This is a genomic window from Arthrobacter sp. BC5 (assembly GCF_056680255.1).
The window spans coordinates 2,075,414-2,087,985 of sequence record NZ_CM155273.1 but is presented as its reverse complement, the minus strand read 5'-3'; the positions used below and the strand labels follow the sequence as shown (position 1 = coordinate 2,087,985).

12 protein-coding genes are annotated in these 12,572 nt (G+C 68.7%); 8 read left to right on the top strand and 4 right to left on the bottom strand.

What is annotated here, in order from left to right; genetic code table 11:
* The first annotated feature begins 364 nt into the window (after positions 1-364).
* Positions 365-1,999 (top strand): ribonuclease J, encoded by a 1,635-nt coding sequence (locus AC1MFI_RS09740; RefSeq protein ID WP_400482619.1) that lies wholly within the window; start codon positions 365-367, stop codon positions 1,997-1,999.
* 237 nt (positions 2,000-2,236) lie between these two features.
* Here AC1MFI_RS09740 and groL read toward each other — a convergent pair whose 3' ends face one another.
* Together groL and groES are read right to left on the bottom strand one after the other, a co-directional pair.
* Positions 2,237-3,850: a chaperonin GroEL gene (groL, locus tag AC1MFI_RS09735; protein WP_479816487.1), complete on the bottom strand. Its 1,614-nt coding sequence runs from the start codon at positions 3,848-3,850 to the stop codon at positions 2,237-2,239.
* Positions 3,851-3,925: 75 nt separating this feature from the next.
* Entirely contained in the window at positions 3,926-4,222 is a 297-nt protein-coding gene (gene groES / locus AC1MFI_RS09730) for a co-chaperone GroES (protein WP_055768411.1), read from the bottom strand.
* A 327-nt stretch (positions 4,223-4,549) separates the two neighbouring features.
* On the opposite strand from groES, the gene AC1MFI_RS09725 reads away from it, so the two are divergent.
* The 6 genes from AC1MFI_RS09725 to AC1MFI_RS09700 all read left to right on the top strand — a co-directional run bounded on the left by AC1MFI_RS09725 (position 4,550) and on the right by AC1MFI_RS09700 (position 10,353).
* On the top strand, positions 4,550-5,494 hold the full coding sequence (locus AC1MFI_RS09725; RefSeq protein ID WP_479816484.1) for a siderophore ABC transporter substrate-binding protein: 945 nt from the start codon (positions 4,550-4,552) through the stop codon (positions 5,492-5,494).
* Positions 5,495-5,525: 31 nt separating this feature from the next.
* Positions 5,526-6,539, top strand: a complete 1,014-nt coding sequence (locus AC1MFI_RS09720; protein WP_479816482.1) for an ABC transporter permease — start codon at positions 5,526-5,528, stop codon at positions 6,537-6,539.
* Positions 6,529-7,542: an iron chelate uptake ABC transporter family permease subunit gene (locus tag AC1MFI_RS09715; RefSeq protein WP_479816480.1), complete on the top strand. Its 1,014-nt coding sequence runs from the start codon at positions 6,529-6,531 to the stop codon at positions 7,540-7,542. The genes AC1MFI_RS09720 and AC1MFI_RS09715 overlap by 11 nt, the downstream gene beginning before the upstream one ends.
* A complete protein-coding gene (locus tag AC1MFI_RS09710; protein WP_479816478.1) occupies positions 7,539-8,294 on the top strand; it encodes an iron ABC transporter ATP-binding protein in 756 nt (251 codons plus the stop codon). Before AC1MFI_RS09715 ends, AC1MFI_RS09710 begins: the two co-directional genes overlap by 4 nt.
* Before the next feature lie 9 nt (positions 8,295-8,303).
* The gene (locus AC1MFI_RS09705; RefSeq protein ID WP_479816476.1) at positions 8,304-9,518 is read left to right on the top strand and encodes a class I SAM-dependent methyltransferase; all 1,215 of its coding nucleotides are present in this window, start codon (positions 8,304-8,306) and stop codon (positions 9,516-9,518) included.
* A gap of 112 nt (positions 9,519-9,630) precedes the next feature.
* A complete protein-coding gene (locus tag AC1MFI_RS09700; RefSeq protein ID WP_479816474.1) occupies positions 9,631-10,353 on the top strand; it encodes an HAD family hydrolase in 723 nt (240 codons plus the stop codon).
* A gap of 99 nt (positions 10,354-10,452) precedes the next feature.
* On the opposite strand, the gene AC1MFI_RS09695 is transcribed toward AC1MFI_RS09700, so the two are convergent.
* Both AC1MFI_RS09695 and AC1MFI_RS09690 read right to left on the bottom strand, forming a co-directional pair.
* The gene (locus AC1MFI_RS09695; protein WP_479816472.1) at positions 10,453-10,746 is read right to left on the bottom strand and encodes a DUF503 domain-containing protein; all 294 of its coding nucleotides are present in this window, start codon (positions 10,744-10,746) and stop codon (positions 10,453-10,455) included.
* 45 nt (positions 10,747-10,791) lie between these two features.
* Complete coding sequence (locus AC1MFI_RS09690) at positions 10,792-11,808, bottom strand: LacI family DNA-binding transcriptional regulator (RefSeq protein WP_479816470.1); 1,017 nt, start codon at positions 11,806-11,808, stop codon at positions 10,792-10,794.
* A 420-nt stretch (positions 11,809-12,228) separates the two neighbouring features.
* Between AC1MFI_RS09690 and AC1MFI_RS09685 the strand changes: the two genes are divergently transcribed.
* On the top strand, positions 12,229-12,555 hold the full coding sequence (locus AC1MFI_RS09685; protein WP_479816468.1) for a hypothetical protein: 327 nt from the start codon (positions 12,229-12,231) through the stop codon (positions 12,553-12,555).
* Positions 12,556-12,572: the final 17 nt, after the last annotated feature.

The window sequence follows — 12,572 nt, the reverse complement described above, 5'->3', positions numbered from 1 at the left end:
GGCCTTCGGCGGTGTGCGCCGGCGGGCCCTGTCAGTCTAGAACTATTCGCGGTAGCCCCCTATTCCGGTGGCGACCCACTGACCGCGCGGGAGCGCAGACCGGCCGTCCACCGTCCGGCTCATGGCCCTGCGAGACGTGCGGCCCGGGCCGATCCGCCGGGACGCCGCCGAACCACGTATCCTAGAAGGAGTATCTCCCCGGGAACGCCGGGGACCACCTGAACGGCAACGCCGGGATCGCCGGCCTCGACGACGTACGTCTGACGGCCTCGTCCCCGCCTCCCCGCACCGACTGAGAGAAACCTAATCTGTGAATAAAAGACCTGCCGCACTGAAAGCACCACGGGAACTGGCCAAGGGAGCCATGCGCATCGTCGCTCTCGGAGGCATCGGTGAGATCGGCAGAAACATGACCGTCTTCGAGTTCGACGGCAAGCTGCTGATCGTCGATTGCGGTGTCCTGTTCCCCGAGGAGCACCAGCCGGGCGTCAACGTCATCCTTCCCGACTTCTCCTACATCCGGGACCGCCTCGACGACGTCGTCGCCGTCGTGCTGACGCACGGCCACGAGGACCACATCGGCGCCGTCCCGTACCTCCTGAAGGAGCGCGCCGACATCCCCCTGGTCGGCTCGCGGCTCACGCTCGCCTTCATCGAGGCGAAGCTCAAGGAACACCGCATCACGCCGAAGACCGTCCAGGTCAAGGAAGGCGACCGCCGCACCATGGGCGGGTTCGACCTCGAGTTCGTCGCGGTGAACCACTCCATCCCGGACTCCCTTGCCGTCGCCATCCGCACCGCGGCCGGCATGGTGCTGCACACGGGCGACTTCAAGATGGACCAGTTCCCCCTGGACCGCCGCATCACGGACCTCGGCGCCTTCGCGCGCCTCGGCGCCGAGGGCGTGGACCTGTTCCTCACGGACTCCACGAACGCCGACGTCCCCGGTTTCACGACATCCGAGAAGGACCTCGGCCCGGCGATCGACGCGGTGTTCCGCACGGCGCCGCGCAGGATCATCGTCTCGAGCTTCGCGAGTCACATCCACCGCATCCAGCAGATCATCGACACGGCGCACCGCCACAACCGCAAGGTGGCGTTCGTGGGCCGCTCGATGGTGCGGAACATGACCATCGCCGCGGACCTCAAGTACCTGAACATCCCGCAGGGACTGCTCGTGGACTTCAAGAAGCTCGAGCGCAGCGACGACCACAAGGTGGTCCTGATCTGCACCGGTTCGCAGGGTGAGCCCATGGCCGCCCTCTCGCGCATGGCCAACAACGACCACGCCATCCGCATCACGGAGGGTGACACCGTACTGCTGGCCAGCTCGCTCATCCCGGGCAACGAGAACGCCATCTACGGCATCATCAACGCCCTCACCGAGATCGGCGCCAACGTGGTCCACAAGGGCAACGCGAAGGTGCACGTCTCCGGCCACGCCAGCGCCGGCGAGCTCGCGTACTGCTACAACATCGTCAAGCCCCGCAACGTCATGCCGGTGCACGGCGAGTGGCGCCACCTGCGCGCCAACTCGGAGATCGCCGTCGCCACCGGCGTCGATCCCCGGAACGTCGTCATCGCACAGGACGGCGTCACCGTCGACCTCGTGCGCGGCCGCGCCACGCTCTCGGGCAAGGTGGAGGCAGGGCTCGTCTTCGTCGACGGCGACAGCGTCGGCGGCATCACGGAGGAGGACCTCGTGGAGCGCCGCCGCCTGGCGGAGGAGGGCGTCGTCACGGTCCTCGCGATCATCGACCCCGACAACGGTGACATCGCCGAGGCCCCCGAGTTCTTCACGAAGGGCTTCTCCTGCTCGGACGAGGACCTCGACAAGGCCGGTGCCGCCGTCGAGAAGGCACTCCGCGACTCCGCGTCGAACCGCCAGGGCGGCCGGCGCCAGGATCCGGAGGACATCATCGAGCGGGCCACGGCCAACTGGATGCGCCGGTACTACAACCGCCAGCCGGTCGTCACGGCCATCGTCGTCGACGCGTAGGTCCGCCCCTCACCCAGCACCACCCGGAGCCCCGGTACTCGCCAGAGTGTCGGGGCTCCGTCGTCCGGTGGCGCAGTGGAGTGCGGGCCGTACGAACGATCCCACCGGAACGGGCCCCTGAACGGAATGGTTCCCGCGGTGGCCTAGCTCATCGGCCGGGAACGCAGCAGCACCCCGGCTCCGAGGAACCGGGGTGCTGCTGCGTGCTGGAACCGAGCGGGCCGGAGCCCTGTCGTCCTAGTGCGAGTGGCCGTGGCCCTCGTCGTCGGACTCCTCGGGCTTCTCGACCACGAGGGTCTCCGTGGTGAGCACCAGCGCCGCGATGGAGGCCGCGTTGCGCAGGGCGGAGCGCGTCACCTTCACGGGGTCGATGATTCCGGCGTCCACGAGGTTCTCGTACTCGCCGGTCGCGGCGTTGAAGCCGTGGCCGTCCTCGAGGTCGGTGACCTTCGCGACGACGACGTAGCCCTCGTGGCCCGCGTTCTCGGCGATCCAGCGCAGCGGCTGGGCGAGGGCGCGACGGACGAGGCCGACGGCGGTGGCCGCGTCGCCCTCGAGTGCCAGGACCTCGGGATCGGTGTCCAGGGCCTTGCCCGCGTGGACCAGTGCGGAACCGCCACCGGCCACGATGCCCTCTTCGAGTGCGGCACGCGTCGAGGACACGGCGTCCTCGATGCGGTGCTTCTTCTCCTTGAGCTCGACCTCGGTGGCCGCGCCGACCTTGATCACGCCGATACCGCCGGCGAGCTTCGCGAGGCGCTCCTGGAGCTTCTCGCGGTCCCAGTCGGAGTCGGTGCGCTCGACCTCGGCGCGGATCTGCGCCACACGGTCGGCGACGTCGGACTCGCTGCCGGTGCCGTCGACGATGGTGGTGGCGTCCTTGGTGACGGTGATCCGGCGTGCGGATCCCAGCACCTCGAGGCCCACCTGGTCCAGCTTCAGGCCGAGGTCCGGGGAGACGACCTGCGCACCCGTGAGGGTCGCGATGTCCTGCATCATGGCCTTGCGGCGGTCGCCGAAGCCGGGAGCCTTGACGGCGACGACGTTGAGGGTCCCACGGATCTTGTTGACCACGAGCGTGGAGAGCGCCTCGCCCTCGATGTCCTCGGCGATGATGAACAGCGGCTTGCCCGCCTGGAGGGCCTTCTCGAGCAGCGGCAGGAATTCCTGCAGCGAGGAGATCTTGCCGGAGTTGATGAGGATGAGCGCGTCCTCGAGGACGGCTTCCTGGCGCTCGGCGTCGGTCACGAAGTACGGCGAGAGGTAGCCCTTGTCGAACTGCATGCCCTCGGTGAGGACGAGTTCGGTCTGCGTGGAGGAGGACTCCTCGATGGTGATCACACCATCCTTGCCGACCTTGTCGAACGCCTCGGCGAGGAGGTCGCCGACCTCGGTGCTCTGTGCGGAGATGGAGGCGACGTTGGCGGTCTGCTGGCCGACCACCTCGCGGGCGTTCTCGAGCAGGCGCTTGGCGACGGCCTCGACCGACACCTCGATGCCGTGCTTGAGCTGTCCGGGAGCGGCGCCGGCGGCCACGTTGCGGAGGCCTTCCTTGACCAGGGCCTGCGCCAGGACGGTGGCGGTGGTGGTTCCGTCACCGGCGACGTCGTTGGTCTTGGTGGCGACTTCCTTGGCCAGCTGGGCGCCGAGGTTCTCGTACGGGTCGTCGAGTTCGATCTCACGGGCGATCGTGACGCCGTCGTTCGTGATGGTGGGCGCACCCCACTTCTTGTCGAGCACGACGTTGCGTCCGCGGGGGCCCAGCGTCACCTTGACGGTGTTCGCGAGCTTGTCCACGCCGGCCTCGAGGGCACGGCGGGCGGCGTCGTTGAATTCCAACTGCTTTGCCATTTGTTGGTTCCTTTCAGGCTTGTGCAGCGAGAAAAACCCCGGCCACTGCGGGCCGGGGCTCTTCCAATCGGGGTACTACTTGACGACGACTGCGAGGACGTCGCGGGCGGAGAGGACCAGGTACTCCTGGCCACCGTGCTTGACCTCGGTTCCGCCGTACTTCGAGTAGATGACGATGTCGCCCTCGGCGACGTCGACGGGAACGCGGTTGCCGTTGTCGTCGACGCGACCCGGTCCAACTGCTACGACTTCGCCCTCCTGGGGCTTCTCCTTGGCCGTGTCCGGGATGACGAGGCCGGAAGCAGTGGTCTGCTCGGCTTCGAGGGGGCGGACAACAATACGATCTTCAAGAGGCTTAATAGAGACCGACACTCGGGCTCTCCTTTGCGTTCGATACCAATGGAATGTAGGCCGTCGGGCTGGGCGTGAACCGTCGTCGCGGTGCCGGCGAACGCTTCCCTCGGGATTAGCACCCACGAGGAGTGAGTGCCAACTCCGACTGTATGCAACGGCTAGCACTCGGTCAAGGCGAGTGCCAGTCATGGCGACTTCCGGGACGCCGGGTGACGCACACCACGTCGAATACATCATGCTTCGGTTGCGTAATTCCCGAGCTTCCCTCTAGATTCGAGGAGGTAAGGCACTCCTTACTTCTTCGGCGGTCGGCGAGCCCGGCCCTTCCTCCACGGAGTTCATCCCATGGCACACGTGCGCCTCGCCGTCCTTTCCGCAGCCGCTGCGGCCACCCTCGCCCTGTCGGCCTGCGGCGGTTCCTCCGAGGCCGCCGATGAGCCGGCAGCGGCGTCGAGCGTCTCGGTCGAGCACGTGCAGGGCACCACCGACGTCCCCGTGGACCCCGAGACCGTCTTCACCTTCGACCTCGGCGCCCTGGACACGCTGGACGCCCTCGGCGTCGACGTCGACGGCGTACCGCAGGGCACCCTGCCCGATCAGCTCTCTGCGTACGAGGGCGGGGACATCACGAACATCGGGTCCATGAAGGAACCCGACTTCGAGGCGATCGCCGCCGCGGCCCCCGACCTGATCATCATCTCGGGTCGCGTCGCCGACTCCTACGACGAGCTCTCCGACATCGCACCGACGATCGACCTCAGCGTGGATGCCGCCGATCCGATCGCGAGCTTCACGAAGCACACCGAATCCCTCGGCCGGATCTTCGGCGCGGAGGACGAGGTCGCCGACCGCCTCGCCGCCCTCGACACCGGGATCGCGGAGACGAAGGAAGCCGCGGCATCCGCGGGCAACGGCCTGATCCTGCTGACCAGCGCGGGCGAGGTCACGGCGTACGGCGCCGGATCGCGTTTCGGCCTGATCCACGACGTGCTCGGCGTCGAGCCGGCTGCCGAGGTGAAGACCGAAGGCACGCACGGCGAGGCGGTCTCCTTCGAGTACATCGCCGAGATCAACCCGGCCCACCTGTTCGTGATCGATCGCGACGCCGCCGTCGGTGAAGCCGGTGCAGCCGGATCCGCCGTCCTGGACAACGAGCTCGTCAACGGCACGGATGCCGCCAGGAACGGCGCCATCACCTACCTCGACTCCGCGAGCTGGTACCTCATCGGGTACGGCCTGAACAACCTCGACGCCATGGTGTCGGCCGTCAACGAGGCCGTCGCGGCCTGATCCGCCCCGCCGTTCCTGCGGCAGGCGCCCCATGGCAGCACTCTCCGTCCGGCCCGAGAAGCCGGTACAGCAGCACGGTTCCACCCGGTCGCCCGCCCTCTGGCCGGCCGGTGGAGCCGTGCTGCTCCTTGCCCTCGTCAGCCTCTTCGTCGGCGTCTCCGAGGTGTCTCCCGCCGACCTGCTGGCCGGCGACGCGGCCGCGTGGCAGACCTTCCTGGTCAGCCGGGTCCCGCGCACCCTCGCTGTCATCCTGGCGGGCGTCGCGCTCGGGATCGCGGGTTTCATCCTGCAGCTCATGGCCCGCAACCGGTTCGTGGAGCCCTCCACCGTCGGCACCGCGGAGTCCGCCACCGCGGGAATCCTCGTGGCGACCCTGCTCCTGCCCGGCGCCCCCATCGTGGCGAAGATGCTGATCGCGGCCCTGTTCGCCATGGCCGGCACGGCGCTCTTCCTGTCCGTCCTGCGGCGGATACCGCTGCGCAACACGCTGATCGTCCCTCTGGTCGGCATCATGCTCGGCGGGGTCATCGCGGCTGTGACCACGTTCTTCGCCTACCGGTTCGACCTGCTCCAGACGCTCAACACCTGGATGATCGGGGACTTCTCCGGCCTCATCCGCGGCCGCTACGAGCTGCTGTGGATCGTCGCGGTGCTCGCCCTCCTGGGCTACGTGTGCGCGGACCGCTTCACGGTGGCCGGCATGGGCGAGGAGTTCACCACCAATCTCGGCCTGAACTACCGGCGCACCATGAACCTCGGGCTGGTGCTCGTGAGCCTCATCAGCGCCGTCGTCGTGGTGGTGGTCGGTGCCATCCCGTTCCTCGGGCTGATCGTCCCCAACCTCGTGTCCCTGCTCATCGGCGACAACGTGCGCCGGGCGGTGCCCTGGATCGCCGTCTTCGGGGCGGGCTTCGTCCTGGCGTGCGACATCCTCGGACGCGTCATCCGCTTCCCCTACGAGGTGCCGGTCGGCGTGATCGTCTCGGTCGTCGGCAGTGCCCTGTTCATCACGCTGCTCGTTCGGAGGAACGCCGGTGCGCGCTAGGACCACTTCCCTGCCGACCGCCGTCGTGCAGTCCGGTCGGAAGCCCGTGAAGGCGCTTCCGCCGGCCGTCTGGCTGGTGGTTCTCGGCATCACCGCGGCAGCGCTGATCACCGCGTTCCTGCTCGTCGGCCTCGAGGGCAACCTCGCCTACATCCTGCCCCGCCGGCTCAACCGCGTCGGGGCGATGGTGCTGGTCGCTGTCGCCGTCGGCGTGTCCACGGTGCTCTTCCAGACCGTCACGGGCAATCGGATCCTGACGCCGTCGATCATGGGGTTGGATGCCCTCTACATCCTCATCCAGACCGTCCTGGCGTTCGCCCTCGGGGCCTCGACGCTCCTGACGCTCGGAGCGCCCGTCCGCTTCGCCGTCGAGGTGACGCTGATGGTCGCCTTCTCGTGGCTGCTCTACCGGTGGCTCTTCACGGGCGGGGGCCGCAGCCTGCACCTCCTGCTGCTGGTCGGCATCGTGTTCGGCGTCTTCTTCCGGGGCGCCTCGTCCCTGCTGCAGCGGCTGATGGATCCGAGCGAGTACATCATCCTGCAGGACCTGTTCTTCGCGAGCTTCAACCGCGTGGACCCGATGCTCCTGCTGATCTCCGCGGTCGCCGTCGCAGGACTGTGCGTGCCCGCGTGGCGCCTTCGCCACCGCCTCGATGTCCTCGCCCTCGGCAGGGACACCGCCGTGGGTCTCGGTGTCGACCACCGGCGCACGGTGACACTCGTCCTCGTCATCTGCTCGGTCCTCGTCGCCGTCTCCACCGCCCTGGTGGGCCCGGCCACGTTCTTCGGCCTGCTCGTCTCGGCCCTGACGTACCAGCTGTGCAGCTCCTTCCGGCACGCCGTCGTGCTGCCCATCGCCGTCCTGCTCGGCGTGATCGCCCTCGTGGGCGGGCAGCTCGTCCTCGAGCAGGTCTTCGAGTTCGACACCGCGCTGAGCATCGTGATCGAATTCACCGGCGGCATCGTCTTCCTCGCACTCCTCCTGAAAGGCCGCGTCCGGTGATCACCATCGACCATGCCACCAAGCGCTACGGCACCGCCACGGTGGTCGACGACGTCACGTGCACCATCCCGAGCGGCGGTGTCACCTCGATCATCGGACCCAACGGCGCGGGCAAGTCCACGCTGCTGTCCATGATGAGCAGGCTCCTCCCCCTCGACGCCGGGAGCGTGGAGGTGGCCGGGCTGGACGTCAGCACGGCGGGGCCCGCCCTCGCGCGCACCCTGTCCATCCTGCGTCAGGAGAACCAGCTCACGGTCAGGCTCTCCGTTCGCGACCTCGTGGGCTTCGGCCGCTTCCCGCACAACAACGGCCGCCCCACCGTGGTGGACCGCGAGCACATCGAGCGCGCCCTCGAGTATCTCGACCTCACCGACCTGGCGGACCGGTTCGTCGACGAGCTCTCGGGCGGGCAGCGCCAGCGGGCCTTCATCGCCATGGTGCTGGCGCAGGACACGGACTACATCCTGCTCGACGAGCCGCTCAACAACCTCGACATGAAGCACTCGGTGGACATGATGCGCCTGCTCCGCCGGCTCGTGGACGAGCTCGGGAAGACCGTGGTGCTGGTCATCCACGACATCAACTTCGCGTCCTGCTACTCCGACACGATCGTGGCGATGCGCGACGGCGCCCTCATCCACCAGGGCACGCCCGAGGAGATCATGACGCCGGCTGTGCTCCGCGACGTGTACGACATCGACATCCAGGTGGAGCAGATCCGGGGCAACAGGATCGGTGTCTACTTCGCCTAGGCTGGCTGCATGGCTTCGGATAACATCGCGGACATCCTGACCCCCGAGGGCTGGGAGCTGCTGAACTCGCTCGGCCCCTACACCGAAGCCGACAGCATGCGCCTCACGGAGCAGCTGCGGAAGGCCGGCCACCCTCCCGAGGTCGTCGCCGCCGCCCTCACGCAATCTCGCCTCCGGGCCAGGGGATCCGCCAAGTTCGGGCCCTTCGCCGAGCACATGGTGTTCACGGCGGCGGGACTGGAGCAGGCCACCCGCCTGTCCGTCGCGGCGCGCCACGCGCAGCGCTTCGTGGATGCAGGCCTCGTGAGGATCGCGGATCTGGGCTGCGGCCTCGGCGCCGACAGCATGGCCCTGGCCACCCTCGAGCGCGAGGTCACCGCCGTCGAGCTCGACGAGGCGACCGCCGCCGCCGCGACCATGAACCTGCTGCCCTTCCCCAACGCCCGGGTGGTCAACGCCGATGCCTCCTTCGTGGACACCACGGAGTACGACGGCATCTGGCTCGACCCGGCACGCAGGACGACGACGACGTCCGGCACATCCCGCCTCTTCGATCCCGAGGCGTTCTCCCCTCCCCTGTCCTTCGTCCAGGAACTCGCGGACAGCGGCAAGCCCGTGGGCGTGAAGATGGGCCCCGGGATGCCGCACGGGTCCATCCCGTCGACGTGCGAGGCGCAGTGGGTCTCCGTGGACGGCGACGTCACCGAGGTGGCCCTCTGGTTCAACGCCCTCCGCCGGGAGGGCGTGCGCCGGGCGGCCCTCGTCATCGGCGCGCAGGGTTCGGCGGAGATGGTGTCGGACGCGGAATTCGGGGAGGGACCCACCGCCGCCGCCGGTGAACCGGGCGGCTACCTCTACGAGCCCGACGGCGCCGTCATCCGCGCCGAACTCGTGGCAGACCTCGCCGTGCAGCTCGGCGGGCACCTGGTGGACCCGATGATCGCGTACATCTGCGCGCCGTCGTTCACGGACACGCCGTTCGCCCGGGCATACCGGGTGCTCGAGGTGCGCCCCTACAACGTCAAGGCGCTCAAGGCCTGGGTCCGCTCCGAGGGAATCGGCGTCCTCGACATCAAGAAGCGCGGCACCTCCGTGACGCCGGAAGAGGTCAGGAAGCAGCTGCTGACCGGTTCGGGCAAGGGACGGAGGAAGGCAACACTCGTGCTGACGCGCATCGGGGACGAGCGCGTGGCGATCGTCGTCGAACCCGTCACGCTGCCGTAGCGGGAGCCACACTTCCCGCCGGGCCGCAACCCGACCGTCATCGCCCCGCGGCGGTGTCCGCGTTCCTAGACTCGGGAGAGGCAGGCATCAGGACGAGCGAAGGGCAGAGCACATGGCGGACGGCACCACGGAATCGGCAGGATCGACGGACATGCGGCACGGGGTGCTGTTCGACGTGGACGGCACGCTCGTCGATTCCAACTACCAGCACACCATCGCGTGGTGGCAGTCCTTTCGCCGGTTCGGGCACGACGTCCCCATGGCGGAGATCCACCGGGCCATCGGGATGGGCGGGGACAAGCTCGTGGCACACCTCCTCGGCGAGGACCGTGACGCCGAGCAGGACGCCGAGCTCGATTCGACGCACGGCGCGATCTTCTCGGGCTACTGGCCCGGCCTGCGTTCCTTCGAGGGCGCCGGCGAGCTCGTGCGCCGCTGCGCCGACGACGGCCTGACGGTGGTCCTCGCCTCCTCCGCCTCCCAGCAGGAACTCGCAGTGCTCCGCGGTATCATCGACGCCGACGAAGCGATCAGCGCGGCGACCAGCTCCTCCGACGCCGGGAACAGCAAGCCCTCCCCCGACATCCTCGGGGCGGCGCTCGACGCCGGCGGCCTCGAGGCGGCGAACGCCGTGTTCGTCGGCGACTCGGTCTGGGATGTTCTCGCCGCGTCCGAACTGAGGATCCCGACCATCGGCCTGGCCTCGGGGGGCACGAGCGAGGCGGAGTTGCGCGACGCCGGGGCCGTCGAGGTCTACAAGGACATCCGCGCACTGCTCGACGCGTTCGACGACGGCGCTCTCCACCGGCTCGCCACGTCCTCCTCCGGGTCCTGAGCCGGGTCCTGAGCCGGGTCCTGAGCCGGGTCGCCGTACCGCCCGGTGGGGCGTGCACGCCTGCCCGCTTGCGCACCCTCCGACCGGGCCGTCGCGGCGCTAGTCCTCGCTGCTGAGGAGACGCCGTCGGGCGCTCAGCAGCTCGATCTCCGGCCTCGCCGCGACGAATCGCTCCACGCGGTCCAGCACATCCACCACGTGCTGCCGATCGCCTCCGACCAGCCCCGCGCCGACGACGGCCCGGCGGTGCAGGTCCTGGTGCCCCACTTCGGCGACGGACAACTCGAACGTCCGGCGGAGGTCCGATACCAGCGGGCGCACCACGGACCGCTTGCCCTTCAGCGAGTGCACGTCTCCGAGCAGGATGTCGAACTCGACGAACCCGATCCACATGGCAGTCCTCCTTGTCGAACGCCGTCTTGTCGAACTCCGTCCGGGCTAGGCCGAATCCCGCCAGACGACGGCGGTCTCGAGCACCTGCACCGGGCTCGGCAGTCCCCTGATCTGCGCCAGGACGAGCTCGGCCGCCGTACTACCCAGGAGGTCCGCGGGCTGCCTGACCGTGGAGAGCTGCGGCCGTGTCCGGAGGGCCCAGCTGCTGTCGTCGAAGCCGACGATCCCGACGTCGTCGGGCACCTTGCGGCCGGATTCCTGCAGCGCGGTCATGGCTCCGGCCGCGACGGCGTCCGACGCGGCGAAGACGCCGTCGATCTCGGGGCAGCGGTGCAGCAGTTCCTGCATGCCCTCGAGCCCGGCAGCATAGGTGTACAGCGGGTACTCGACCACCAATGAGGCGTCGAAGCGCTCGCCCAGCGCTTCGCGGAAGCCGGTGAAGCGGTCGTGCCCCGAATCGCGGTCCATCGCGCTGGCGATCATGCCGATCCGCCGTCGTCCGGTCTCCACGAGACGCTGGGTGATGGCACGTGCGGCAGCGGCGTTGTCGATGGCGACGTAGGGCAGGTCCGGCGTCCCCGGCGGGTGTCCCACGAAGGCTGCGGGGACGCCGATGTCCCGCACGGCGGAAGCGATCGGGTCGGAGGCCCGTGCGGAGACGATCACCGCTCCGTCCACGAGCCCGCCGCGGAGGTAGTCGGCCACCCGTCGGCTGTCGCGGTCCGAGTCGATGATGAGGGAGACGAGCTGGTAGTCGGCCTTCGAGAGGACCGCATTGGCGCCGAGGAGGATGGACCCGATGTTCGGGTCCTCGAACAGCAGCGAGTGGGGTTCGTGGATGATCAGGGCGATGGCCCGGGACTCCTGGGTGACCAGGTTCCGGGCGGCCGAATTGCGCACGTAGCCGACACGGGCGATGGCTTCCTCGACGGCGGTCTTCGCCTCGTCGGACACGTACCTCTCACCGTTGACGACCCGCGATACCGTGCCGCGCGAGAGGCCGGCGGCCGTCGCCACGTCATTGATGGTCGCCCGGCGGTTCCGGGTGCGGATCGAGGGCATATCTGTACTGTAGCGGAGCCTCCCCGCGCCGGCCGGGCGGAAAAAGCGTAGGGTGGGGGGTAGTTGTCTAGAAGAAGGCGGCTGTCTTCGGTTCTTCTCTTCGTTACCCTGGCTCGTCCGCCGGGTACCCAAAAGCAGAGCACCATCCCCGAGAGGGAGCGTGCACCATGAACAACCAGGAAGCCCTTCTTCCACAGCCCCGGCCGGCCGGATTCCCGTCCCGCCCGCACGACCTACCCGAGCACACTCCCGCGGCGTCCTGACGCCTCCGCCCTCCCCTGCCATCCCCGCAGGCTGACGCGGATCAAGCGCAGCGTGCACTGCCTGCCGATCGCGCCGAGCCGGACATCCCCCTGCCGGCCGGTCCTTCGACGGCACCGCTCCCGACACCGCTCCCGACACTGCAAAGGAACACACACCATGACGCAGCACCTCGAGAATTTCCTCCACGACTGCACCACCGTCACCGGCGACGGCTCGTATGCAACCCTCGACGAGGTGGGAGGCCTGTACGTGTACTGGTGCTCCCTCCGGGCTGAAGACGCCCTGGACACCGATGTCCTGCTCGAGGCCCTCCAGTCCCGCGGAGTGGAACCGGTACAGCACGACGGCGTAGATTACGTCGAAGGGCTCGTCCTGACGGGCCCGACCATGGCCGAGTTCATCCTGTCCTGCGACTTCGCCGGAGCCTGGGGCCGCCCCGAGTTGGATCCCGTGGCGGTCAGGGACGTCGCTTCGGTGTCGTGATACCCCGAGGAGGTGCC

Coding starts and splice junctions, on each gene's coding strand:
- AC1MFI_RS09700 (WP_479816474.1), top strand. CDS start 9,631: ATGGCGGACGGCACCACGGAATCGGCAGGATCGACGGACATGCGGCAC.
- AC1MFI_RS09705 (WP_479816476.1), top strand. CDS start 8,304: ATGGCTTCGGATAACATCGCGGACATCCTGACCCCCGAGGGCTGGGAG.
- groL (WP_479816487.1), bottom strand. CDS start 3,850: ATGGCAAAGCAGTTGGAATTCAACGACGCCGCCCGCCGTGCCCTCGAG.
- AC1MFI_RS09725 (WP_479816484.1), top strand. CDS start 4,550: ATGGCACACGTGCGCCTCGCCGTCCTTTCCGCAGCCGCTGCGGCCACC.
- AC1MFI_RS09690 (WP_479816470.1), bottom strand. CDS start 11,808: ATGCCCTCGATCCGCACCCGGAACCGCCGGGCGACCATCAATGACGTG.
- AC1MFI_RS09685 (WP_479816468.1), top strand. CDS start 12,229: ATGACGCAGCACCTCGAGAATTTCCTCCACGACTGCACCACCGTCACC.
- AC1MFI_RS09720 (WP_479816482.1), top strand. CDS start 5,526: ATGGCAGCACTCTCCGTCCGGCCCGAGAAGCCGGTACAGCAGCACGGT.
- AC1MFI_RS09740 (WP_400482619.1), top strand. CDS start 365: ATGCGCATCGTCGCTCTCGGAGGCATCGGTGAGATCGGCAGAAACATG.
- AC1MFI_RS09695 (WP_479816472.1), bottom strand. CDS start 10,746: ATGTGGATCGGGTTCGTCGAGTTCGACATCCTGCTCGGAGACGTGCAC.